General features: G+C 71.2%; 19 protein-coding genes. 10 read left to right on the plus strand and 9 right to left on the minus strand.

Annotated features, from left to right (window positions below; translation table 11 throughout):
* Window positions 1-122 precede the first annotated feature (122 nt).
* The 3 genes from ACWDR4_RS07870 to ACWDR4_RS07880 all read right to left on the minus strand — a co-directional run bounded on the left by ACWDR4_RS07870 (window position 123) and on the right by ACWDR4_RS07880 (window position 3,500).
* Window positions 123-1,253 carry an LLM class flavin-dependent oxidoreductase gene (locus tag ACWDR4_RS07870; RefSeq protein WP_450405261.1) on the minus strand — a complete coding sequence of 377 codons (1,131 nt, stop codon included), beginning with the start codon at window positions 1,251-1,253 and terminating at the stop codon, window positions 123-125.
* An 84-nt stretch (window positions 1,254-1,337) separates the two neighbouring features.
* Complete coding sequence (locus ACWDR4_RS07875; RefSeq protein WP_450405264.1) at window positions 1,338-2,258, minus strand: sugar phosphate isomerase/epimerase family protein; 921 nt, start codon at window positions 2,256-2,258, stop codon at window positions 1,338-1,340.
* A gap of 54 nt (window positions 2,259-2,312) precedes the next feature.
* The gene (locus tag ACWDR4_RS07880) at window positions 2,313-3,500 is read right to left on the minus strand and encodes a Gfo/Idh/MocA family protein (protein ID WP_450405266.1); all 1,188 of its coding nucleotides are present in this window, start codon (window positions 3,498-3,500) and stop codon (window positions 2,313-2,315) included.
* A 164-nt stretch (window positions 3,501-3,664) separates the two neighbouring features.
* Between ACWDR4_RS07880 and ACWDR4_RS07885 the strand changes: the two genes are divergently transcribed.
* The 6 genes from ACWDR4_RS07885 to ACWDR4_RS07910 all read left to right on the plus strand — a co-directional run bounded on the left by ACWDR4_RS07885 (window position 3,665) and on the right by ACWDR4_RS07910 (window position 10,334).
* Complete coding sequence (locus ACWDR4_RS07885; RefSeq protein WP_450405268.1) at window positions 3,665-4,957, plus strand: ROK family protein; 1,293 nt, start codon at window positions 3,665-3,667, stop codon at window positions 4,955-4,957.
* A gap of 156 nt (window positions 4,958-5,113) precedes the next feature.
* Entirely contained in the window at window positions 5,114-6,250 is a 1,137-nt protein-coding gene (locus ACWDR4_RS07890) for a Gfo/Idh/MocA family protein (RefSeq protein WP_450405270.1), read from the plus strand.
* 89 nt (window positions 6,251-6,339) lie between these two features.
* Complete coding sequence (locus ACWDR4_RS07895) at window positions 6,340-7,671, plus strand: ABC transporter substrate-binding protein (RefSeq protein ID WP_450405273.1); 1,332 nt, start codon at window positions 6,340-6,342, stop codon at window positions 7,669-7,671.
* Window positions 7,672-7,681: 10 nt separating this feature from the next.
* Entirely contained in the window at window positions 7,682-8,671 is a 990-nt protein-coding gene (locus ACWDR4_RS07900) for a carbohydrate ABC transporter permease (RefSeq protein WP_450405276.1), read from the plus strand.
* Window positions 8,668-9,510, plus strand: coding sequence for a carbohydrate ABC transporter permease (locus ACWDR4_RS07905; RefSeq protein WP_450405278.1), 843 nt, complete (start codon window positions 8,668-8,670; stop codon window positions 9,508-9,510). Before ACWDR4_RS07900 ends, ACWDR4_RS07905 begins: the two co-directional genes overlap by 4 nt.
* Before the next feature lie 23 nt (window positions 9,511-9,533).
* Window positions 9,534-10,334, plus strand: a complete 801-nt coding sequence (locus ACWDR4_RS07910; protein ID WP_450405281.1) for a sugar phosphate isomerase/epimerase family protein — start codon at window positions 9,534-9,536, stop codon at window positions 10,332-10,334.
* Between the two features lie 33 nt (window positions 10,335-10,367).
* Here the strand turns inward: ACWDR4_RS07910 and ACWDR4_RS07915 are convergent, their stop codons facing one another.
* From ACWDR4_RS07915 to ACWDR4_RS07940, 6 genes are all read right to left on the minus strand, one after another.
* Window positions 10,368-11,870, minus strand: coding sequence for an AMP-binding protein (locus ACWDR4_RS07915; RefSeq protein WP_450405284.1), 1,503 nt, complete (start codon window positions 11,868-11,870; stop codon window positions 10,368-10,370).
* Complete coding sequence (locus tag ACWDR4_RS07920) at window positions 11,867-14,191, minus strand: CoA transferase (RefSeq protein WP_450405286.1); 2,325 nt, start codon at window positions 14,189-14,191, stop codon at window positions 11,867-11,869. Before ACWDR4_RS07920 ends, ACWDR4_RS07915 begins: the two co-directional genes overlap by 4 nt.
* 21 nt (window positions 14,192-14,212) lie before the next feature.
* On the minus strand, window positions 14,213-15,085 hold the full coding sequence (locus ACWDR4_RS07925) for an alpha/beta fold hydrolase (RefSeq protein WP_450405714.1): 873 nt from the start codon (window positions 15,083-15,085) through the stop codon (window positions 14,213-14,215).
* Window positions 15,086-15,198: 113 nt separating this feature from the next.
* A complete protein-coding gene (locus tag ACWDR4_RS07930) occupies window positions 15,199-16,167 on the minus strand; it encodes a quinone oxidoreductase family protein (protein WP_450405288.1) in 969 nt (322 codons plus the stop codon).
* A complete protein-coding gene (locus ACWDR4_RS07935; RefSeq protein WP_450405291.1) occupies window positions 16,164-16,985 on the minus strand; it encodes an ABC transporter permease in 822 nt (273 codons plus the stop codon). The genes ACWDR4_RS07930 and ACWDR4_RS07935 overlap by 4 nt, the downstream gene beginning before the upstream one ends.
* A complete protein-coding gene (locus ACWDR4_RS07940; protein WP_450405293.1) occupies window positions 16,982-17,824 on the minus strand; it encodes an ABC transporter ATP-binding protein in 843 nt (280 codons plus the stop codon). Before ACWDR4_RS07940 ends, ACWDR4_RS07935 begins: the two co-directional genes overlap by 4 nt.
* Window positions 17,825-18,078: 254 nt before the next feature.
* On the opposite strand from ACWDR4_RS07940, the gene ACWDR4_RS07945 reads away from it, so the two are divergent.
* The 4 genes from ACWDR4_RS07945 to ACWDR4_RS07960 all read left to right on the plus strand — a co-directional run bounded on the left by ACWDR4_RS07945 (window position 18,079) and on the right by ACWDR4_RS07960 (window position 22,574).
* Window positions 18,079-19,317: an aromatic ring-hydroxylating oxygenase subunit alpha gene (locus tag ACWDR4_RS07945; protein ID WP_450405296.1), complete on the plus strand. Its 1,239-nt coding sequence runs from the start codon at window positions 18,079-18,081 to the stop codon at window positions 19,315-19,317.
* A gap of 112 nt (window positions 19,318-19,429) precedes the next feature.
* A complete protein-coding gene (locus tag ACWDR4_RS07950) occupies window positions 19,430-20,764 on the plus strand; it encodes a M20 family metallopeptidase (RefSeq protein ID WP_450405299.1) in 1,335 nt (444 codons plus the stop codon).
* Window positions 20,761-21,717, plus strand: coding sequence for a DODA-type extradiol aromatic ring-opening family dioxygenase (locus tag ACWDR4_RS07955; RefSeq protein WP_450405302.1), 957 nt, complete (start codon window positions 20,761-20,763; stop codon window positions 21,715-21,717). The genes ACWDR4_RS07950 and ACWDR4_RS07955 overlap by 4 nt, the downstream gene beginning before the upstream one ends.
* Window positions 21,714-22,574 (plus strand): alpha/beta fold hydrolase, encoded by an 861-nt coding sequence (locus ACWDR4_RS07960; RefSeq protein WP_450405305.1) that lies wholly within the window; start codon window positions 21,714-21,716, stop codon window positions 22,572-22,574. Before ACWDR4_RS07955 ends, ACWDR4_RS07960 begins: the two co-directional genes overlap by 4 nt.
* Window positions 22,575-22,646 lie beyond the last annotated feature (72 nt).

Raw genomic sequence — 22,646 nt, forward strand, 5'->3', positions numbered from 1 at the left:
GCCGCAAATTCAATACAGCCCCGCGCCCCTAGGTATGCGACCGGCGCCGATCGCTTTTAAGGGGCGCGGGGAACTGCGCGACCAGCTCCCACCAGCCCGCAGCCGACAACGCACCCCTTGAACTAAGGCACCTTGAGGGAGAGCGCCGGCAGTACGGAGGCGCCGACGGCCTCGATCAGGTCGATGGGCGGGGTGTAGGAGCCGACCTGTTGCAGCAACACCCCGGACACTCCGGCGGAGTTGAGGGCGCGGAGTCGTCCCGCGATGTGCTCTGCGGTGCCGAACAGGCAGAACTCCCGGGCGAATTGGACCGCCGCCTCGTCGCTGATCCACTCCGAGCAGATGTCCACGGCGGCCTTCCAGTCCTCGGCGTGCACGAGGTCCGGGTGGACGCCCTCGACGGTCGCGGGAACGTCGACGTCGATGCCCGCGAGGGCCAGGAAACCTGCTCCGCCGTTCTGGGCGATCGACGCGCAGATGGGCTTGAGGAGGCGGGCCTCGGCCTCGATGTCGTCCGTCACCGCGCAGAACGCGGAGACGGTCAGGGGCAGGGCGTCGGCGTCGCGGCCCGCCGCCTCGGCGCCCTCGCGCACCCGGGCCGTGGCGCTCGCGAGCGTCCTCGGGGAGATGCCGCTCAGCAGGATCACGCCGTCGGCGATCTCGCCCGCGAGCCGCAGGTTCTTCGGCCCGCTCGCGGCCAGGTGCAGGGGCACCTCGGGGCGCGGATCGCGCAGCCGGGACCTGGCCCTGCCCTCGAAGTCCCACTCCTCGCCGTCCAGCAGCGCCCGCAGCATGCGCAGCCCTTCACGCATCGCCGCCGAGGTGGTCTGGCGCAGTCCGACGGGCCCCACCGAACTGTTCCCCACCCCGAGTCCGAGCGTGAACCTGCCGGGTGCCAGCTCGGCCACACTGCGCGCGGCCGAGGCGACGACGGCCGGGTGCCGGGTCGCCAGGTTGGTGACGGCGGTGCCCAGCCCGATCCGCTCGGTGCCCAGGGCGGCGGCGGTCAGCGTGGTGAACACGTCCCGCCACAGCAGCTGGGAGTCGGGGAACCAGACGTCGGCGAAGCCCGACTCCTCGGCGCGGCGCACGGTTTCGAGGACGCGGTCGGCCCGGTCGCAGGGAGGTACACGGACTCCGACGTGCAGCGGGACCGGTGCCGCGTCCTGCGACGGGGGCCGTCCGTCGCCCGTGAGTGGTCGTCCCTGTTCGTCCTGTCCGTCCTGTGCGTGTCTGTCTGGAAGAGCGCTCATGGTCGGGAGCGTAGGGAGGGCCGTGGCCCCGGCCCCATGGGATCGGTCCGGCCAGCGGGACGCACTGCTCCGCGAGCGGCGGAATCACTCCACGAGGAGTGGACGCAGTGTCCTGTGGGCGATCCGCAGGCCCTGTTTCACCCTCTCCGGACTGCCGGACCAGACGGGGTCCTCGTGTTCGACGGAGAGGGTGCCCGTGTATCCGAGTTCGTGGAACCGGTCGACGACGCGGCGCCAGTCCACCTCGCCCAGGCCGGGCACACGGTAGCGCCACCAGCCCGTCTCCCAGGGGTTGCCGCCCTTGTTCACGGTGCCGAAGAAGCCGAACCGGTCCCGCCTGCCGGGGAAGGTCTCCACGTCCTTGGCCTGGGTGTGGACGATCCGGTCGATGTACGGCTCGATGGTCGTGAGGGGGTCGATGCCCAGCCAGGTGAGGTGAGAGGGGTCCCAGTTGAGGTAGAACCCGAGGCCGAACATCCACTCCCACAGCTCGGGAGAGTAGGCGAGGTTGCCCGGATAACCGTCGGGGTGCCAGCCCTCCATCACACAGTTCTCGATCACGATCCTGACCCCGCGCTGCGTCGCGTGGTCCACCAGCTCGGGCAGGATCTTCTCGCCCTCGCGCAGGTTCTCCGCGACGCTGAGCCCCGGATCGCGCCCGATGAACGTGCCGACCGAGTCCACGCCCAGCCGCGCCGCCACATCGATCACGAGCTTGAGGTGGGTCCGGATCGCCTCCCTGGCCACGGGGTCGGGGTGCAGGTTGTTCTCGTAGTAGGCCAGCGAACTGATCTCCAGGCCGGTGCGGTGCAGCAGTTCACGGGTGGCGTCCTCGGCGGCGTCCGAGAAGGCCACGACGGGCAGATGGGAGGCTTCGAAGTCGCGACCGCGGCCGTCCGGCCACACCGCCACTTCGAGGCTCTGGTATCCCTCGCCGGAGGCCCAGGTGGCGATCTCGTCCAGGGACAGGCCGGGCAGGCACGCTGTCAGGAGTCCAAGCTTCATGGCGCGGGTCCTTCGCTGAGTGACGACTCGGGGAACGGGGGAGTGGGGTGGGAGTCAGCCGTGGACGGTGGTCCACGCGCGCCGGTCCGCCGAGGTCATGACGGCGTCGACGAGGCGGGCGGACCGCAGTCCGTCCAGCACGGTGGGGAGACCGTCGGGGGCCTCGCCGTGGACGGCGGCGTAGGAGTCCTTGACGAAGTGCTCGAAACACTCCAGGTAGCCCTGGGCGTGCCCGGCGGGCACGATCGAGAGCCGGGCCGCGTCGGCGGAGTTGGACGACGGGTCGCGTACCACCGTCTCGGTGCGGTTCCGGTAGCCGAGCCACAGGGATTCCGGCAGTTCCTGGTCGAAGACGGCGCTGGCGTCGGCGCCGTCGAGTTCGAGCCACAGCCGGTTCTTCCGGCCGGCCGAGACCTGGGAGACGGTGGCGGACACCAGCACTCCGTCCGTCGTACGCCCGAGAACGCCCAGTGCGTCCTCCGTCGCGACCGGGACGCGTGACGAGCCGGCGGGAGCCCGGCCCGAGAACGACGGGCCTCCGGCGGCGGGCCGCTCGGCCACCGTCGTGGTGGCCTCGGCCAGTAGCTCGGCGAGCCGGACCCCGGCCACCCATTCCACCAGGTCGAACCAGTGCGAGCCGATGTCGGCGAATGCCCGTGAGGCGCCCCCTAGCGCCGGGTCCACCCGCCAGTTGGTGTGCTCGGGGGTGAGCAGCCAGTCCTGCAGATACGAACCGTGCAGCAGCTGCCAGGGGCCGAAGTCGCCCGCCGAGACCCGGGCCCGCAGTTCGCGGACCACGGGGTGGTAGCGGTAGACGAACGGCACGGTGGCGACCAGGCCCGACGCCGCGGCGGTGTCGGCGAGCAGCTGGGCCTCGGCCGCCGACGTGGCGATGGGCTTCTCGCAGATGACGTGCTTTCCCGCCAGCAGCGCGTCGCGGGCCTGGGACACGTGCAGGTGGTTGGGCGTACAGACGTGGACGACATCGATACCGGGGTCGCCCAGGACGGCGTCGACGTCGGGATACGCGACCTCGACCTGCCAGTTCCGCGCCGCCGCCCGGCTCCGCTCCGGTGAGGAGGCCAGGACGCCGACCACTTCCGCGCCGGCCGCGCGTGCGCTGCGTAGATGGACTCCCGCGATCATTCCGGCGCCGAGGACGGCGACCCGAGGTCGCGGTGTCCGTGGACGCCGTACGTGAGTGGTGTCGATGCGGGGGGTGTGCCCAGTCGGGGCGGTCATGCAAGGTCCTTTCGGCAACTGCCGTACGGAACCCGCCTGTACCGGCCTCATCCGCTGCCAACAATATGGGCTGTTGTTCTGTCGGAACACCCCCATGAATATTGTCGTTTCTGGAATATTTGGCCGCCGTCGCCATCCGTCGCCGGCGACATGAGGGAGTCGACATGGCAGCACGACTGGGTGCGCCGGGCAGCGGCTCACGCCGTCACCCCGACGCGGTCCGCAGCCGGATCGCCCGCCTGGTCGCGGCCGGCGAGGCGGCCCACCGCCTCGACCTGGCCCGGCTCACCGGGCTCTCACGGTCCTCGATCCACACGCACGTGCAGGATCTGGTGGACGCGGGTCTGCTGCACGGCGACGACGCCGCGGGCGGCGGCAGGGGCCGGCCGGCACTGCGGCTCTCGCTCGCGGGTGACGCGGGCGTCGTGCTCATCGCCGACCTCTCCGCCTTCTCGGCGCGCTGCGTGGTGGCGGACCTGACCCAGCGGGTGCTCGCCGAACTGACCCTCCCCTGGCGGCTCGTCGAGGGCCCGCAGCCCACCCTGTCGTTCCTGGCGGACCGGTTCGCCGACCTGCTGACACGGGCCGGCATCCCGGCGGACCGGCCGCGTGTCCTGGTCGTCGGCCTGCCGGGCCCGGTGGACGTGGCGCGGGGCATGGCCGTCCGCCCGCCGATCATGCCGGGCTGGGACGGCTTCCCGGTGGCCGAGCGGCTCGCCGCCGCGTTCGACTGCCCTGTCCTGGTCGACAACGACGTCAACCTGATGGCCCTCGGCGAGGCACGCACCGTGCCGCCCGAGCAGCTGCCCGTGCTCTTCGTGACCGTCGGCGCCGGCATCGGGGCCGGGTTCGTGCTCGCCGACGGAACGCTCCACCGCGGCGCCGACGGCGCGGCCGGGGACATCGGGCACATCCGCGCCCCCGGCGCCGACGACGTGGTGTGCCGGTGCGGCAAGGTCGGCTGTGTCGAGGCCCTGGCGTCCACCGGGGCACTCGCCCGGCGCCACGCGCCGACCGGTGCGGCGGACGGCGACGACGCGTCGGCGGGCACGGCGGGCACGGCGGCGGACGACGCCGCGATGCGGGCCTTCCTGGGGCGGCTGCGTGACGGTCTGCCGGACGAGCTGCGGGCGGTCCGGGAGGCGGGGGCCACGCTGGGGGAGGTCGTCGCCCTGTGCATCCACATGCTGAATCCGCGTCATGTCGTCGTCGGCGGCGAGGTCGTGGAGGCGAGCGACGATCTGCTCTCCGCGGTACGCGGTGTGGTGTACCGGCAGGCCCTGCCGCTCGCCACCCGTGAACTGACCATCACCCGCAGCGTGTTGGGGCGGGACGCGTCGATGGTCGGGGCGATGGTGCTCGGCGTCGAGCACCTGCTGTCGCCGACCGGGATCGGCCGCTTCCTGGACCAGGACACCGGACACGGCACCGCGCGAGGCGCACACCCGGCGAGGTGACGGGCCCTTCACCGAGTCGTTCACCCGGAGGTCCGTTCACCGGAACATCACGCTTCTACGCTCCACACGGAGGCCACTAGCTTCCAACACGTCTCGCACGTCCGGTCTCATCCACCCGGCGGATTCGCTCCGCGCGAACCAGACTTGGGAGACACGGTGAACCAACCCACCCCTCGTGCACACATCGGCGTCGTCGGGGCCGGCGTCGTCTTCGACGCGTACGCCCAGGGGCTTGCCTGGTACGGCGATCTGCCCGTCGTCCGGGTCGCCGACATCGACGTCGGCAGGGCCCGCGCCAAGGCGGAGCTGTACGGCATCGCCGCGTACGGCACCCCCGAGGACCTCTACGCGGACCCGGACGTGGACGTCGTCGTCAACATCACGCCCCCCGTCGCCCACTGGGAGGTCACCCGGGACGCCCTCGCCGCGGGCAAGCACGTGTACAGCGAGAAGCCCCTCGCGGCGACGGCCGAACTCGCCCGTGCCAATCTCGACCAGGCGCGGGCCGCCGACCGGGTGCTCGCCGGCGCCCCCGACACCTTCCTCGGCACGGCCGGCCAGACGGCCCGCGCGGCCGTCGACCGCGGTCTGATCGGCACTCCGTTCGCCGCGACGTCCTTCGTCCGGTCGCCCAGGGTCGAGACGAAACACCCCAACCCCGCGTTCTTCTACCAGCCCGGAGGCGGACCGACCCTCGACTGGGGCCCCTATCACGTGGCCGCCCTGGTGAACCTGCTCGGGCCCGTCGCCGAGGTCGTCGGGGCCGGCGCGATCCCGAGTCCCCGGATCACCGTCACCGCGCCGGACCGGGTCGTCGACGAGGTCGAGGTGACCGTGCCGACGACCACCGCCTCGATCCTGCGCACGGTCTCCGGCGTGATCGTCTCGACCCTCTACAGCTTCGACATCTGGGACATGACGCTGCCCCACATCGAGGTGTACGGCACCGAAGGCACGCTGAACATCCCCAACCCGAACCACCACGACGCCCCCGTCCTCGTCAAGCGCCGTACGGACGCGGACTGGTGGGAGCTTCCCCCGGTGCTCCCGCCGACCTGCGACCCGGCCGTACGGCTCTTCCGCGGGCACGGTGTGAACGACCTGGTCGAGTCGCTGAGCGGCGAACCCCTGCGCGTCTCGGGCGAGTTCGCGCTGCACGTCCTCGAAGTCCTCGAGGCGATCGAGCAGTCGACCTTCGCCGGCGGGGTGCGTGCGATCAAGAGCACGGCTGTGCAGCCCGCGCCGGTCGCGGTTCCCGACTCCGACTCGGCCCGGACTCCGTTCTCCGCCTGAGTTTTCCCATCCGGCCCCGCACGCCGGCCGCGGACGCGTGTATCAGCGGTTTCGCGTACCAGCACGACCCACCCTCGAAAGGAACTCCCATGCAGCGTGCGATTCGCACGGTGGCACTCACGACGGCGGCCGTACTCGCCGGCGCCGGTGTCACCGCGTGCGGCGGCGGCTCGACCTCCTCGTCCGGTGCCGACACCATCACCTACTGGGCGACCAACCAGAGCGCCAGCCTCGACGCGGACAAGAAGATCCTCCAGCCGGAGATCGACAAGTTCACGAAACAGACCGGCGTCAAGGTCAAGCTGGAGGTCGTTCCCTCCGCCGACCTGCTCAACCGCATCCTCGCGGCGACGACCAGCGGCAAGGGCCCCGACGTCCTGAACATCGGCAACACCTGGTCCGCCTCGCTGCAGGCCAGCGGAGCCTTCGTGGCGTGGGACAAGGCGAAGCTGACCGAGGTCGGCGGCGCGTCCCGCTTCCTGCCGACGGCGCTGAAGTCGACGGGCGCCACCGGCGAGGACCCGATGAGCCTGCCGCTCTACACCAACGCGTACGAGCTGTACTACAGCAAGAAGCTGTTCGAGGCGGCCGGGATCAGTGCGCCGCCGAAGACCTGGAGCGAGTTCGTCTCCGTCGGGCGCAAGCTCACCAAGGACACCGACGGCGACGGCACGACCGACCAGTGGGGTCTGGGCATGCAGGGCGCCTCGCCCTCGTTCGCCGCGCACTTCGCGTACATCCTCGGCACCCAGCAAGGAGCCGAGGTCTTCGACGGCCACACCCCGAAGTTCGCCGACGCGGGGATGGTCGACGGGATCGACCAGTGGCTGTCCTGGATGGGCGAGGACGGCATCGCCAACCCCTCGGACGCGGAAGTCGCCGACAAGACCGCGATGACGCGGAACTTCGCGGCGGGCAAGGCCGGGATGATCCTCGCCCAGGCCTCCACCGGCCTGACGCTGAGCCAGTTCGGGACGGCGGCGGACGACTACGGCGTCGCACCCGTGCCCGCCCAGGACTCACCGCCCGCGGGCGGCCAGGACATCGGGTCCTTCGTCGGCGGGATCAACGTGGCGATCTTCAGGAACAGCGGGAACCCCGACGGAGCCACGCAGTTCGTGAAGTTCCTGACCAGCGCCGCCGAGCAGGTGATCCTCAACAAGGTCTACGGGACGCTCCCCTCGGTCACGGACGCCAAGGACCCGGCGTTCGAGACCCCGGCACTGACCGTGGCCCGCGCGACCCTCGCCGACCGGTCCGAGCCGCTTCCGCAGATCACCGAGGAAGCGCAGTTCGAGACCCTGGTCGGCTCCGCGATGAACGCCTTCGCGGCACAGACCGCGACCGGGGACCAGCCCGGGAAGGCCGCGATCCGGAGCGAGATGGACGCGGCGAACCAGAAGCTCGAAGCCGGCAGCTAGGAGCTTCCCGATGGCAGTCATCACTCCCTCCGGGACACGTGAGAGCCCCGAGGCCCCGGACAAACCGCCACAGCCCCAACGCGGACGCGCCAAGGGAAGCCGCCGCTGGATCCCGTACGCCTTCCTGCTCCCCGCTCTGGCGCTCGAACTGCTCATCCACTTCGTGCCCATCGTGCTCGGCACGGCGATGAGCGTGCTGCGGGTGACGCAGTACCAGATCAGCCACTGGTGGGAGGCGCCCTTCACGGGCCTCGGGAACTTCAGGATCGTCCTGGACCTAGACGGCCCCACGGGCAGGTCCCTGCTCCAGTCGTTCCTGGTCACCCTCGCCTTCACGGCCGTCGTCCTGTCCGCGACCTGGCTCATGGGCATGGCGGCGGCGCTCGCCCTGCAACGCCCCTTCCGCGGCCGGGGCCTGCTGCGGACGCTGTTCCTCGTGCCCTACGCCCTGCCCGCGTACGCCTCGGTCATCACCTGGCGTTTCATCTTCCAGCGCGACAACGGCATGCTCAACCATCTGCTCGGCCAGGCCGGGCTGACCGACGGCAACCCGTTCTGGCTGATCGGCCAGAACGCGTTCTGGGCGGAGTGCGTCGTCGCCGTCTGGCGCATGTGGCCGTTCGCCTTCCTGTTCCTGATGGCCGGCATGCAGGCGATCCCGCAGGACGTGTACGAGGCGTCGAGCATCGACGGAGCCGGCCCCTGGCGGCAACTGCGGTCCATCACCCTGCCGTTGCTCTCGCCGGTCAACCGGGTGCTGGTGCTCGTCATGTTCCTGCACACCTTCAACGACTTCAGCACGCCGTACGTCCTGTTCGGCGCCGGGGCCCCGCCCGCGGGGGACCTCATCTCCGTGCACATCTACGAGAGTTCGTTCGCCACCTGGAACTTCGGCCTCGGCTCGGCCATGAGCGTCCTGCTCCTGCTGTTCCTGCTGCTGGTCAGCGCCTGCTACTTCGCCCTCACCCGGAGGACCGGCCATGACAAGGACAAGCCATGACTCATGACACCCCGGGCTACCGGCTGTTCCGGTACGTCACGCTCACCCTGCTGGCGCTGTTCGTCGCGACCCCGCTGTACGTCATGGTGACCTCGTCGCTGAAGTCGCTCCCGGACGTGCAGGGCGAGTTCACCTGGATTCCCGCCTCGCCGACGCTGAAGTCCTTCGTCGACATCTGGCACACCGTGCCGCTGGCCCAGTACTTCGTGAACTCGCTGATCGTGGCCGTGACCGCCACGGTGCTCTCGGTGCTGGTGGCGGTCTTCGCCTCCTACGCGATGAGCCGGTGGAACTTCCGCGGCGGCAGCACCTTCAAGGGCGCGGTGCTGGCCACCCAGATGTTCCCCGGAATCCTGTTCCTGTTGCCGCTGTACCTGCTGTTCGTCTACGCCGACCAGAACTTCGGCACCGACCTCGTCGGCACCCGCACCGGCCTCACCCTCACCTATCTGACCTTCTCCCTGCCGTTCGCGGTGTGGATGCTGGTCGGATACTTCGAATCGGTGCCGCGCGAACTCGACGAGGCGGCGAAGATGGACGGCGCGGGGCCGCTGCGCACACTGCTGCAGATCATCGTGCCCGCCGCGACACCGGGCATCGTCGCCGTGTCGATCTACGCCTTCATGACGGCCTGGGGCGAGGTGCTCTTCGCCTCGGTCCTCACCAGCGAGCAGACCCGCACCCTGGCCATCGGCCTCCAGGCCTACTCCACCGAGGTGAACGTCTACTGGAACCAGATCATGGCCGCCTCCCTGGTCGTGTCCGTCCCGGTGGTCGCCGGATTCCTGCTCCTCCAGCGCTACCTCGTCGCCGGATTCACCGCAGGGGCAGTCAAGTGACGTACTCGAAAGGGGAGTTGGACATGCCCGCCATCGGTCTGCAGCTGTACACCCTGATGGACGTCCTGGCGGACCGTCCCGCCGCGCTCGCCAGGGTCGCCGGACTCGGCGTGACCACGGTCGAGCCCTTCCGGCTGGGCCGCAGCGACCTGGACCGGGCCGCACGCCTCGCCGAGGCCCGCGCCCTGAAGGCCGACATCGACGCCGCCGGACTGACGGTGTCCTCCACCCACGCCCGGCTCCCGGACGCGGAGGACCCCGGCTGGTTCTTCGAGGAGCTGGCCGAGCTGGGCGCCCCCGTCGCCATCGCCTCCACCCCGGACGCGCTCCCCGGATTCACCCGGGACGCCCTGGTCTCCACGGACGGAGTGCTCCGGTACGCCGACCGGTTGAACGCCCTGGCCAAGGCGGCGGCCACGCACGGTCTGCGGGTCGGCTACCACAACCACGAATGGGAGTGGACCCGGCTCGACGACGGCCGCTACGGCTACGACGCGCTCTGGGACGCCCTCGACCCGTCGGTCGTCGCCGAGGTCGACCTGTACTGGGCGCAGACCGCCGGTCAGGTGCCCGCCGAGGTGGTCGCCAGGCTCGGCGAACGGGTGCGACTGGTCCATGTGAAGGACGGACCGGCGGTCCGCGGCGAGCCGCAGGTCGCGGCCGGCCGGGGCACGGTGGCGCTGGCCGACGCCCTCGACGCCGGCCGGGACTCGATCCGTGCGCACATCATCGAGGCGGACGGGATCGCCGAAGGGGCGGACATCTTCGACCTGGTCGCCGACAGCGTGGCCTGGCTCAAGGCACGCGGGGCCGGCCCGGAGTGAGCCGCACTGCGACGCGCGGGGCCACTTCGGGTGTCATCCGGGGTGGCCCCCGACGCGGTCCCAGGTGCCGGCCGTCACACCGCGCTCCCGCAGCACGGCCTTGCGGATCTTGCCGGTCTCGGTGAGCGGCAGTTCCGCCACCGTCTCGACGTACCGGGGCACGGCGAACGCGGGCAGCTCCCGCGCGCAGTGCCGGGCCAGATCCGCCGGATCCAGTGCGCCGCCCGCCCGGACCACCACCGCGACCATCACCTCGTCCTCGGCCAGTTCGGAGGGGACCGGGAACGCGGCGGCCTCGGCGACCGCCGGATGGGAGCGGACCACCGACTCGACCTCGCCGGAGGAGATGTTCTCGCCCCGGCGGCGGATGACGTCCTTGATGCGGTCGACGAAGCGGTACCAGCCGTCGGGTTCACGGATCACCCGGTCGCCGGTGCGGCGCCAGGAGTCGGAGGGCAGTGCGGGGCCGTCCAGATAGCCGGTCGAGAAGGCGTTCAACCGGTGGCTGCGGACGAGGAGTTCGCCGGGTGTCCCGTCCGCGACCGGTGCCAGGTCTTCGTCCACGACCTGCGCGGAGAAGCCCTCGCGCAGGGTGCCCATGTACCCGGGCCGGTACTCCTCGGGCGTGGACCCGAGGACGAGGTTCGTCTCCGTGGACCCGAACCCGTCGACGAGGGTGACACCGAAGCGCTCCCGGAAGGCCTCCCAGGCGGCGGCCGGGGTCGCCGGGGACAGACCGCACCGCACCCGGTGGGCGCGGTCGTACGGCCCCGGCGGCTGCGCGAGGAGCATGGACGCCATCGCGCCGAGCAGATGGACGACCGTGGCACCGGAGTCCGTCACCCGCGACCAGTACCGCGAGGCGGAGAAGCGGGCCTCGACCGTGCAGCTCGCGCCCACCGTCATCGCCTGCGCCAGAGTGTTGAGGGCGTTGGTGTGGAACAGGGGGAGGGCGGTGTGGAGCGTGTCGTCGGCGGTGAGGCGCAGTGCGTCCGCCACATTGAGGCCCCAGTGGACGAACTGGCCCTGGGGGCAGCGGACTCCGCGTGACGTCCCCGTGGTGCCCGAGGTGAAGAGGACGGCGGCTGTGTCCTCCGGTCGGACCGGGGCAGGCGGGAGCGGGGCGGTGACACCGGGCGCGGGGACATCCGCCTCGCCCGCCGTCCACACCACGCCCCGGTGTCCCGCCTCGACCGCGAGGAGCGCCAACTCGGGCTCGGCGTACAGGAATCGAGGCCGCGCCTCGTCCAGTACGTGCCGTAGGGAGCGCCCCCGCAGCGCGGTGTTCAACGGCACCACGACCGCGCCCAGCCAGGCGCAGCCGAGGACCAGGTCGACCAGCTCGATCCGGTTGGACAGCAGGGCCGCGATCCGGTCGCCGGGCCGGCAGCCCTGTGCGGCGAGTGCTCCGGCCATCGTGGCCGTGGCCTCGCGGGTCTCGGCGTACGTCCGTGTCGTGTCCCCGATGCGCAGGAAGACCCGGTCGCCGAACGTGCCGGCCGCCGCGTCGACGAGTTCCGGCAGGGTCGAGATCAACGCAACACCCCGGCCTGGTACAGCAGTTGCAACCGCTCGGGCGAGATGCCCGCCACCTCCCTCAGCACCTCCTCGGTGTCCGCGCCGAGCAGGGGAGCGGGTCTGCGGATTCCGCCCGGTGTCCGGGTGAGCCGGATCGGCACGCCCTCCTGGAGGAAGGCGCCCGCGGCCGGGTGCTCGACCCGGACGTAGAAGCCGCGTGCTCTCAACTGCGGGTCGTGCTCGACGAGTTCACGCCCGTCCTGCACCGCCCCGGCGGGCACCCCGCGCTCCTGCAACAGCTCGGCGGCGGCGTCGGCGGGCAGGGTGCGCGCCCACTCGCCGAGGACACCGTCGACCAGGGCGCTCTCCTTCCGGCGCCCCTCGGCCGTCGACAGCCGTGCGTCGGAGGCGAGTTCGAGACGCCCGATCACCTCGCACAGGCCCGCCCACTCCTCGTCCGAGCGCACACTGACCGCCAGCCAGCGGTCCGCGCCCAGGCTCCGGTACACGCCCTGCGGACTCCAGCGGGGGTGCGAGTTGCCCATCGGCGACCGTGCGGAGGTGAGGACGCTCGTGCCCATGTGGGCGGCGATCGCCTCCAGTTGGGACAGGTCGATGTGCTGTCCCCGGCCGGTCTCGGCCCGGTGCTCCAGCGCGGCGACCGTGGCCAGCGCGCCCTGGAGGCCCGCGACGATGTCCCCGTGGCCGTAGATGACGCCCACGACGTCGTCCGGTCCCCAGCCGGTGAGTCCGGTCAGCCCGCCGGCCGCCGAGACCGTGTCGGCGTACGACACCCAGTCGGCGCGCGGACCGGTGTGGCCCATGCCCGACATGCTCACGTAGACGATGCCGGGGTTGATCTCGCGCAACGTCTCGTAGCCGAGGCCGAGCTTCTTCATGACCGAGGCGCTGAAGTTCTCGACGAGGACGTCGCAGTTGGCGACGAGGTCGCGCAGCACCGCCACGCCCTCCTCGGTCCGGGTGTCCAGCGCGATACCGCGCTTGTTCCGGTTGACCTCGTTGAAGTAGCCGTTGGTGTCCGGGTCCGTGTGCGGGCCGCGCGAGAGGTGCATGAAGGGCGCGAACCGGGTGGGGTCGGGACGCCCGGCGGACTCGACCTTGATGACGTCGGCGCCGTGGTCGGCCAGGACCTTCGTGCAGTACGGGCCGGCCAGCACCCAGGTCAGGTCCAGGACCCGTACGCCGTCCAGGGCGGCCAGGGTGGGGGAGTCGGCGACGACCGCTCGTACCGTGCGCGGCTCGTCCAGTAGTGGCTGGTCGGCGCCCGGGCCCGGCACGGCCAGCGAGCTGATCCGGTGGCCCTCCGGGAACGCGAACGGGAAGCCCAGGTCGGTGCGGCCCTCCACCTCCGTGAAGAAGCCGCGCGCGGTGAGCTGGGGGTTGTCCGGCAGTTCGGCGGGCAGGTCAACGGCCGCCCACGGCAGCTTCCGGGACTGGGCCCGCTCCGCGAACTCCGCCTTGGGCCACCTGCCGATGAAATCCTGGACGACCTTGAAGACGTGCGCCTGGTGGGTCTTGCGCTCGACGGGGTCCTGCCATCTCGGTTCCGTGAGGTCGGCCGCCGAGTCCTCCTCGACCAGCCAGGCCAGCAGCGCGTCCCACATGCGCGGGCTGCCGCCGAGCCCGCCGCCCAGGTAGCCGTCGGCGGCCCGGAACAGCCCGTGCGGGACGAGCGGGTGCACGCGTCCCGGGCGGGGCGGCACCCGGTCCTCGTGCAGATAGGCGAGGGCGCCCGCCTCCAGGGCCGCGGCGACGCACGCCTGCGCGGAGACGTCGATCAGCTGGCCCGGCCCCCGGCGACGCGCCCGTAGACCCAGCAGGACGGCGATCGCCGCGTTGACGCCCGCGAGGTGCTCCGCCTGGTTCTCGGGCAGCCGCAGCGGCGGGCCGTCGGGGTCGCCGACCTGGGCGAGCATCCCGCCCGTCGCGGCCACCACGAGATCGCCGCCCTGCCAGTCGCTGCGCGGCCCGACGAGACCGAACGGGGTGACCCGGACGTGTACGAGGTGATCGAGCCCCTCGGCGAGCGTCCGCACCCCGCCCGCCGTCCCGTCGAGGACGGCGTCGGCGCCCGCCAGCAGCCGACGCAGGGCGTCCGTGCCCTCGGGGGTGCCCCGGTCGAGGGTCACCGAGCGTTTGCCTGCGTGCCAGTGGGCGAAGTCGTGGCCGTCGGGTCCGTGCCGGTCGGGGTCGCCCTCCGGGGGCTCCACCAGCACCACCTCGTAGCCGAGGCCGACCAGCAGCCGGCCGGCGAAGCGGGTGAAGGGGCTGGTCAGCTCGATGACACGCGGGACTGTCCCGCTTTCGCATGCGGTCACGTCTCCTCCGCCTCTCCGACCTCAGCCGTGGCGCTGGTTCAGGAAGCCTGTCACGACCGCGTGGTAGTCGTACGGCCGTTCCTCCTGCGGGTGGTGGGAGACCTCGCTCATCACATACAGGTTCCCCTTCGGGATCATGCGCGCCAGCATCAGCGGATAGTCCGGGGTCAGGAAGGCGTCGTGCATCCCCCACAGGAAGAGCACCGGCGCGGTGATGCGGCCGAGTTCGGCGGTCAGGTCCTGCCAGTCGCCGCGCGGGTTGTCCGACGCCCCGGCGAGTGCCGTCTCCTCGGGGTCGAGGCTCTGCTCGTAGCGCAGGGTCACCGTGCCCTCGGGGACGGCGTCCGCGTCGTACCACTCCAGGCGGGCGATCAGCTCCCGCATCTTCTGCCGGGACGGGCCGGTGCCGCCGTAGTAGACGTCGCGGGCGTTGCGGCCACGGCGACCGCCCTCCGGGAGCGGGGCGAGCGGGCCGTAGAAGACGGGCATGCTGCCGGTGATCACCAACGACCGTACGCGCTCGGGGTACTTGGCTGCCAGGTTGAGGGCGATCGTGCCGCCCCAGGAGTTGCAGACGAAGTCGGCGCGCTCCACGCCGAGGGAGTCCAGCAGGGCCACCGTCTTCGCGGCGTGGTAGTCCCACATCGGGCCCTCGATGACGGGTTTCGCGGACTTGCCGTACTGCAGGATGTCGACCAGGAAGCACCGGCGGTCCTCGGCGAACAGCGGCGCCACCTGGCCGAAGTCCGACCAGCCGGTGCAGCCGGGGCCGCCGCCGTGCAGGAAGACCGTGGGGCTGCCCCCGGGTTCGCCGAGTTCGATGTAGTGGTAGTCGACGCCGTCCGCCGCCGCGTAGGCACCCTTCGGCGGGGCCTGAATGTCCATGAGGTCCATGACGTCCATGTGATCCATGCTCCGATCGTCCGGTGGGAGCGCCGTCCGCCCAAGGGAACGGGTCCGCTCAACGGGCCATTGGTCAAAGGGCGGTTGGTCAACTGCGGGCGTGTTCAGCCCAGTTCGAGGACGACCTTGCCGATGGCCTCGCCGCTGCGCAGCCGGGTCACCGCCTCGGCGAGCCGCTCGGGGGAGTGGCGTTCGATGGGCAGGGTCAGTTCGCCCGAACTCAGCTCCGCCAGCAGCCGTTCGGCGTCGGCGGCGACCTCCCGGCCGCGTGTCATCAGGTTCACGGGCAGCAGCGACACGTCGGCCAGCAGGAAGTCCGCGAGATCCACGCCGAATTCGCGCCCGGCGGTGTAGCCGACGAGGACGGCACGTCCGCGCGGGCGCACCAGATCGAGGGCGTCCCGCAGGACGGGCCCGCCGACGGTGTCGATGAGCGCGTCGATCGGCCCGCCCACCGACTCGGGGGACAACTCGGCTGCCAGCACCGCCTTGGCGGACGGGGGCACATGGTCCAGCTTCGCCGGCCGGCCGACCACGCCGATCACCTCGGCCCCGGCCCGCGCCGCGACCTGCACCGTCAGGGAACCCACCGCACCGGCCGCCCCGGTCACCAGAACCCGCTCGCCCGGCCGTACGGCGGCGACGGAGTGCACGGCCGCCCAGGCCGTGCCGGCCGGGGAGAAGAAACCGCACGCCAGCGCGGGGTCCGTGCCCGCGGGCACCGCCTTCACGGCCGCGTCCGGCACCACGACGTGCTCCGCCCAGCAGCCGTCCCGCCGCAGCCCCACCCCCTTGCCGTTGACCCTGACCAGGCTCCCCTCGGGATGCGTGTCCGAACTCAGCACGATCCCGCTGCCGTTGGTGCCCGGCACCACCGGAAGGTCGGGCAGGATCCCGAACCTCCCGTCGACGATGTTGAGATCGAGGTGGCCCACCTGCGCCGCCAGCATCCGTACGACCGTCTGGCCGGGCGCGGGCGAGGGCATCGGCCGCTCGACCAGCCGGGGCAGGGAGCCGAACTCCTCCAGGACCAGGGCGCGTGACGTGTCCGCCGTTGCATACTCGCCGCTCACAGCTTCACTCCGTATCGACGCAGGACGCGGGACGCGACGATCCGCAGCACGCGGTCGAAGACGAACCCGAGGATGCCCAGGGTGATGATCCCGACGAAGACCCAGTCGATGCGGCCGTAGTTGCGGGAGGTCCAGATCAGCGAGCCGAGCCCCACCTGGGCGGCGACGATCTCCGCCGAGACGATGGTCAGGAAGCTGTTGCCCATCGCCAGGCGTGCCCCGGTGACGATGTGCGGCACCGTCGACGGCAGCACGATCCCGGTCAGGATCTGACGGCGGCCGGCGCCCAGGCTCGCGGCGGCCCGCAGCTTCGACTCGCTCACCGCCATCACCCCGGCACTGGTGTTGAGGATGACGATGAAGACCGACGTGTAGAAGATCAGCACGACCTTCGACGACTCGCCGATGCCCAGCCACACCACCGCCAGGGTCACGAAGGCGACCGGCGGGATGAACCGGAAGAACTCGATGTAGGGCTCCAGGAGTTGGCGCACGATCCGGATCTGCCCGATGAGCAGCCCGACCGGTACGCCCACAAGGAGCCCGAGCCCCCAGCCGATCAGGATCCGGCGGCTCGACGCGATGACCGAGTTGGTGAGTGTGCCGTCGGCAGCCAGATCGCCGGCCGCCGACAGGGTCTCCCGGGGGGACGCCACGAGCGAGGGGCCGTAGTGCGTCGCCAGCAACTGCCAGACGGCGATGCCGAGCAGCACGGACACGACATAGAGGCCTGCCGTACGCAGGCCCAGCCGGGCCGCGCCCGCCGGACGGCGTTCGACGCGCTGCTTCGGAGCGGTGTCGAGGGTGGCGGTGGTCACAGGTCCTCCTCAAGGGCGAGCCCCTGGTCGCGCAGGGCCTTGCGCACCTCTTCGCCGATGTCCTGGCGGAGGCGGTGGCGCAGTTCGGCGGCGGACGGGTCGGTGACGTCCCGGGGCCTGGGCAGGTCCACCGGATAGACCGACTTGATCGACGCGGCCGGGCCCGCCGTCATCACGGCGATCCGGTCGGCGAGGAGGATCGCCTCGTCGATGTCGTGCGTGACGAACACGACCGTGCAGCCCGACACCCGCCGGATACGGTCCATCTCCTCCTGCATCACCTGCCGGGTCTGCGCGTCCAGTGCCCCGAACGGCTCGTCCATCAGCACGACGCTCGGCCGGTTGGCCAGCACCCGCGCGATCTGCACGCGCTGCCGCATACCGCCCGACAACTGGCCCGGGAACTTGTCCGCGCAGTGCCGCAGCCCGACCAGGCCCAGGTACTCGTCGGCGAGTGCCGACTGCTCGGCACGTGAACTCCCGCGCATCCGGGGCCCGAACGCCACGTTCTGGCGGACCGTCAGCCAGTCGAAGAGGGCCTCGCTGCTCTGGAACACCATCCCGAGTTCCGGGTCGGGTCCGGTCACCGGGGCGCCGTCGACGGTGAGGCTGCCGTCGTGCGGGGCGACGAACCCGGCCAGCGCGGACAGCAGGGTGGACTTGCCGCACCCGCTCGGCCCGAGCAGGCACAGGAACTCTCCGGCGGCGATGTCGAGCGACACGTCCCGTACGGCGTGGAAGGAGCCGAACCGGATGTCGACCCCCTCGACGCGAACGGCCGCACCGCGCCTGCCCGCTGCCGGGGCGCGCGTCGGTTCGGCCTCCATGGCCTTCGTCATCACGATCCCTTCGTCTGCCGGTGGCTGACCACCGGGTGTTCGACAGGTCATCGGCGGGGTGCGGGCCCCGGGAGGTCGAAATGTAGGTCAGGGCGCCGCACACGCGCACGGGTGCGGGTCCGCTGAACGGGACGCCGGGTGACCGGGGCGTGCGGTCTGTTCAGCGGAACGGGTCCGTTGGCGGACCCGGCGCCACGGCCGATGCTCGACGCCATGTCCCGACGGCAGCAGACGCCAGCAGGAGGTCACGCACGATGACGACGGGTGAGACGACGGGTGGAGGATCGCTCGCCCCCCGCAGGACGGGCCGGGCGAAGCGCACGGCGACGGGAGCGCCGGGCCGGCAGGACTGGTCGACGTGGCCCCACTACGACGCCGCAGGGTCGGGCTTCCGCGGGTACTGGTATCCGGTCACCTGGGCCAGCCACATCACGGAGAAACCGCTCCCGTTCACGATCTGCGGCGAGAAGATCACGCTGATCCGGGACGCGGGCAAGGCGTACGCGCTGCACAACCGCTGCCCCCACCGGGGCGTACCGCTCTCCGAGGGCGACCAGCAGTTCCCCGGCACCGTCAGCTGCCCATACCACGGCTGGACGTTCGATCTGCCCACCGGCAAGCTGGCCGCGGTCATCACCGACGGCCCCGGCTGCCGGCTGACCGGCAAGGTCGAGGTACGGACGTACGCCGTCGAGGAGCGCCTCGGCATGGTGTGGGTGTACATCCCCCTCGCCGACGAGGAACCCCACCCCATCGACACCCAGCTGCCCGAGGAACTCGTCGGCAACGGCTTCGTGATGGGCGGCCGGATCGAGCCGCGCGGCGGCAACTGGCGCTTCGCCTGCGAGAACGGCTTCGACGAGGGCCACGCCAAGTACCTGCACCGCACGGCCCTTTGGCGCCTTTTCAAGCCGATGCCCACCTGGAACATCACCCGGATCGTGCCCAAGGGCCGCTGGATCTTCCGGGTCCAGGACGAGGTGTACTGGGAGGCCGACTTCCCCGGTGTGGGCCACTGGTCCAACAAGCGCTGGTGGAAGTACCGGCCGCCGAAGGAAACCTTCAACATCGGCAACACCGGCAAGGCGGACAGCGTCAACCCGACGATCGAGGCCCAGGAGTTCCCCGGCTTCGCGTCCCTGGCGATGCCCGGCATCCTGCGCATCGCCTACCCCAACTTCATCCACTACGAGTTCTACATCCCCGTCGACGCCGACCACCACAACTACGTCGGCGTGATGGTCAACTTCACCGAGGGCTGGCAGACCCTCCGCTTCTACGCCAAGTACCTGGGCGCCATCCGCTGGCTGTTCCACGGTCAGTTCTCGGGTCAGGACGCCTGGATGGTCGACGTCACCGACGCGCCCCCGGAGAAGCTCTACCGCCCCGACATCTCGCTGACCGCCTGGCGGAATCTCAGCGAGGAGGAGTACGGCAAGAAACTGGCCGCGACGGGCGCCGAATCCGCCGAATCCGCCGAGAAGGAGGCGTGAGCGTGCGTACCCTGCTCACCCTGCTGGCCGGGGCCGCGATAGCCATCGGGCTCCCCCTGGCCAAGAAGCGCTTCGCGCGCACCACCATGACCCAGGTCCACAGGATCAACCAATGAGCGCCGATGGCCTCGCGGGCCTCGACACCCGCCGCCGCGCCTGGACCGAGGAGGCCTGGCGGCACATCACCGGCGACCGGCTGCGCGACCTGATCACCGGCCTCGTCGACATCCCGAGCCCGACCGGAGACGAGGCCCCGCTCGCCACCCACATCGCCGAGACGCTCAAGACCTCGGGATGCGATGCCAGGGTCCAGCCGCTGGACGACCGGCAGGCCAACGCCCACGCCCGCCTCCCCGGCGACGGCACCGGCCCCGACCTCATGCTCTACGCACCGATCGACACCCTGACCGTGGGCGAGGAGAGCGAGGATCTGCCCTGGATCGGCCCGGAGTTGAGGGACGACATGCGCCCCCGGGCCACTGTCCAGGGCGACTTGGTGACCGGCCTCGGTGCCTCCAACCCCAAGGGTCACGCGGCCTGCGTGATGATGGCGGCCGAGGCGATCGCCCGCGCCGGCCTCCCGCTCACCGGCGACCTGGTCGCCGCGTTCGGAGCGGGAGGCATGCCCACCAACGCGCGACCGGGCAGTGCGAGGCTCAACACCGGCCAGGGCGTGGGCTGTTCGTTCCTCCTGGAACAGGGCGTGTGGACCGACTACGCGGTCATCGCCAAGCCCGGCTGGACGGTCTCCTGGGACGAGGTCGGCCTCGTCTGGTTCGAGGTCACCGTCCGCGGCACGCACACCTATGTCGGCTCCCGCCACCGCCTCCCGTACGACAACGCCATCGCCCGCGCCGGCGAGGTCGTCCGGTACCTGGAGGAGTGGTTCGCCGAGTACGCCGAGCGGCACACCGGCGGCACGGTCGCCCCGCAGGGCATCGTCTCCTCCGTACGCGGCGGCTGGCCCCGCATGGCCGCCGTCACTCCGGCCGTCTGCACCCTGAGAGTCGACCTGCGGATCGGCCCCGACACGACGCCGATGCGGGCCAAGCGGGAGTTCGCCGCGGCGATCGACGCCGTACGGGAGAAGCTGCCGGGAATCGACGTCAGCACCGAGATGATCCTCACGATCCCCAGCACCCGCACCGACCCCGACAGCTGGATCTGCCGTACGGCCAAGGCGAGTTGGGCCGCCTTCGAGGGCCGGGAGCACGAGGTGATCGCGGGCAACAGCGGGGCCACCGACGCCAACATCCTGCGCGGCCGGGGCATCCCCACCGTCCGGGTCGGCATGCCGAAGGTCGCCGACGCGCCCTTCGAGATCGACTTCGCGCGGGGCATGAACACCGTCTCCGTACGGGCCATGGAGAAGCTGACGCGGCATCTGGTCCGTACGGCGGTCGACACCGTCACCCGGACCCGCGCCGAGCTGGAGGAAGCGGTATGACCGAGATCGTCCTGGGCGTGGGCGCCTCGCACAGCACGCTGATGAACACCCACTGGGAGCAGACCGTTCACAAGGACCGCGCCGAGCGCTTCCGCGACGCGCTGAAGGCCGCGCGCGACGAACTCGCCGCCGCCCGGCCCGACACGGTGATCCTCGTCGGCTCCAACCACTTCCGCGGCTTCTGGCTGGACCTGATCCCCAGCTTCACCATCGGCGTCCGTGAGTGCGTCGCGAGCGGCGAGTCCGGCACCCCGAAGGGCCCGCTGCCGGTGGACGTGCCGCTCGCCCGGCACCTCGCCAACTCCCTTGTGGAGGGCGGCCGTTTCGACGCGGCCTTCTCCGCCCGGCTCCAGATCGACCACGGCCAGTCGCACGCCGTCCAGTACCTCCTCGACGGACTGGACGTGGAACTCGTACCGATCGTGATCAACGTCTTCGCCCCTCCGCTGCCGACCCTGGACCGCTGCGAACAACTCGGGCGCGCGATCCGGGAAGCCGTGCTGGCGTTCCCCGGTGACCGCCGGGTCGCCGTCATCGGTTCCGGCGGGCTCTCGCATCGGCTGCCCTGGCCCGACTGGCGCGAACCGCACGGCGACGACGAGGAGTTCATGGTCGGCGCCTGGCTCGACGGCCGCACCAACTGGCAGGACTACGACGTCCGGCGCCGCGAGATCATCCGCGCCGCCGAGGCCGCGCTCAACCCCGGATGGGACGACGAGTTCCTGTCCCTCGTCGAGCGCGGTGAGACCCACCGCGTCACCGAACTGACCACCGAGGACGTGGAGAAGACGGCCGGCAACGGCGCCCAGGAGATCCGCACCTGGCTGCTGATGACGGCCCTGCTCGACCACGCCCCCGGCCGGCGCCTGGCGTACGAGCCCATGCCCGAGTGGCTCACCGGGATGGCGGTCGCCGTCCTGGACCCCGTACACACCGAGGAGAGGCAGCGATGAGCATCTGGACCGCACTGTCGGGCATCGACTACCGGCACGCGTATGTCGAGACCGGCGACATCAGGACGCGCGCCCTTCAGGCGGGACCTGAGGACGGCGAGCACGTCGTGTTCCTGCACGGCACGACCGGCCACCTGGAGGCGTTCGTCAAGAACATCCCGGTGCACGCCTCGGCCGGCTACCGCTGCCACGCCGTCGACATGCTCGGCCACGGCTACACCGGCAAGCCCGACCGGCCCGGTGAGATCCCGGCGTACGTCGAGCACCTGATGGCGTACCTCGACGCGGTCGGCGCCGAACGCGTCCACCTGGTCGGCGAGTCGCTGGGCGGCTGGGTGTCGTCCTGGGCGGCGAGCGAGTACCCGGACCGGGTCGCCTCGCTGCAACTGCTCTGCATGGGCGGCACGAAGATCAACCCGGCGGTGATGGAACGGCTCAAGGCCTCGACGCGCGCCGCCGCCCTGGAGGACGACATCGCCCTCACCCGGGACCGGCTGCGCCTCCTGTGGGCCGAGTGGGACGACGACCTCGGCAACGAGCTGACCGAGGTGCGGTACGAGATCTACCATCAGCCCGACTTCCAGCGGAACCTGCACAACCTGCTGGCCCTCCAGGAGGTCGACACCCGCGAACGCAATCTGCTCCGGCCGGACCGCATGGCCAGGATCAAGGCACCCACGCTCGTGGTGTGGGCCAACAAGAACCCGTTCGGTGACGTCCCGGAGGCAGAGGCCATCGCCGCCGCCATCCCCGGGGCCCGTCTGGAGATCTTCAACGAGTGCGGGCACTGGCCCCAGCACGAGAAGGCGGACCTCTACAACCCGCTCAGCCTGGCCTTCCTCGACACGGCGCGTTGACGGGCTCCGGGTCACCGTGAATTAACACCTGACCATGGCCAGCGTCCATGAGGCCGTGGTTCCGTTCTCCGG

The organism is Streptomyces sp. NPDC000878, assembly GCF_053599695.1.

What these genes read in the sequence shown, in the direction of transcription:
- ACWDR4_RS07870 (WP_450405261.1), bottom strand. Translation starts at nt 1,253, where the DNA reads ATGAGCGCTCTTCCAGACAGACACGCACAGGACGGACAGGACGAACAG.
- ACWDR4_RS07875 (WP_450405264.1), bottom strand. Translation starts at nt 2,258, where the DNA reads ATGAAGCTTGGACTCCTGACAGCGTGCCTGCCCGGCCTGTCCCTGGAC.
- ACWDR4_RS07880 (WP_450405266.1), bottom strand. Translation starts at nt 3,500, where the DNA reads ATGACCGCCCCGACTGGGCACACCCCCCGCATCGACACCACTCACGTA.
- ACWDR4_RS07885 (WP_450405268.1), top strand. Translation starts at nt 3,665, where the DNA reads ATGGCAGCACGACTGGGTGCGCCGGGCAGCGGCTCACGCCGTCACCCC.
- ACWDR4_RS07895 (WP_450405273.1), top strand. Translation starts at nt 6,340, where the DNA reads ATGCAGCGTGCGATTCGCACGGTGGCACTCACGACGGCGGCCGTACTC.
- ACWDR4_RS07900 (WP_450405276.1), top strand. Translation starts at nt 7,682, where the DNA reads ATGGCAGTCATCACTCCCTCCGGGACACGTGAGAGCCCCGAGGCCCCG.
- ACWDR4_RS07905 (WP_450405278.1), top strand. Translation starts at nt 8,668, where the DNA reads ATGACTCATGACACCCCGGGCTACCGGCTGTTCCGGTACGTCACGCTC.
- ACWDR4_RS07910 (WP_450405281.1), top strand. Translation starts at nt 9,534, where the DNA reads ATGCCCGCCATCGGTCTGCAGCTGTACACCCTGATGGACGTCCTGGCG.
- ACWDR4_RS07925 (WP_450405714.1), bottom strand. Translation starts at nt 15,085, where the DNA reads ATGGACCTCATGGACATTCAGGCCCCGCCGAAGGGTGCCTACGCGGCG.
- ACWDR4_RS07940 (WP_450405293.1), bottom strand. Translation starts at nt 17,824, where the DNA reads ATGACGAAGGCCATGGAGGCCGAACCGACGCGCGCCCCGGCAGCGGGC.
- ACWDR4_RS07945 (WP_450405296.1), top strand. Translation starts at nt 18,079, where the DNA reads ATGACGACGGGTGAGACGACGGGTGGAGGATCGCTCGCCCCCCGCAGG.
- ACWDR4_RS07950 (WP_450405299.1), top strand. Translation starts at nt 19,430, where the DNA reads ATGAGCGCCGATGGCCTCGCGGGCCTCGACACCCGCCGCCGCGCCTGG.
- ACWDR4_RS07955 (WP_450405302.1), top strand. Translation starts at nt 20,761, where the DNA reads ATGACCGAGATCGTCCTGGGCGTGGGCGCCTCGCACAGCACGCTGATG.
- ACWDR4_RS07960 (WP_450405305.1), top strand. Translation starts at nt 21,714, where the DNA reads ATGAGCATCTGGACCGCACTGTCGGGCATCGACTACCGGCACGCGTAT.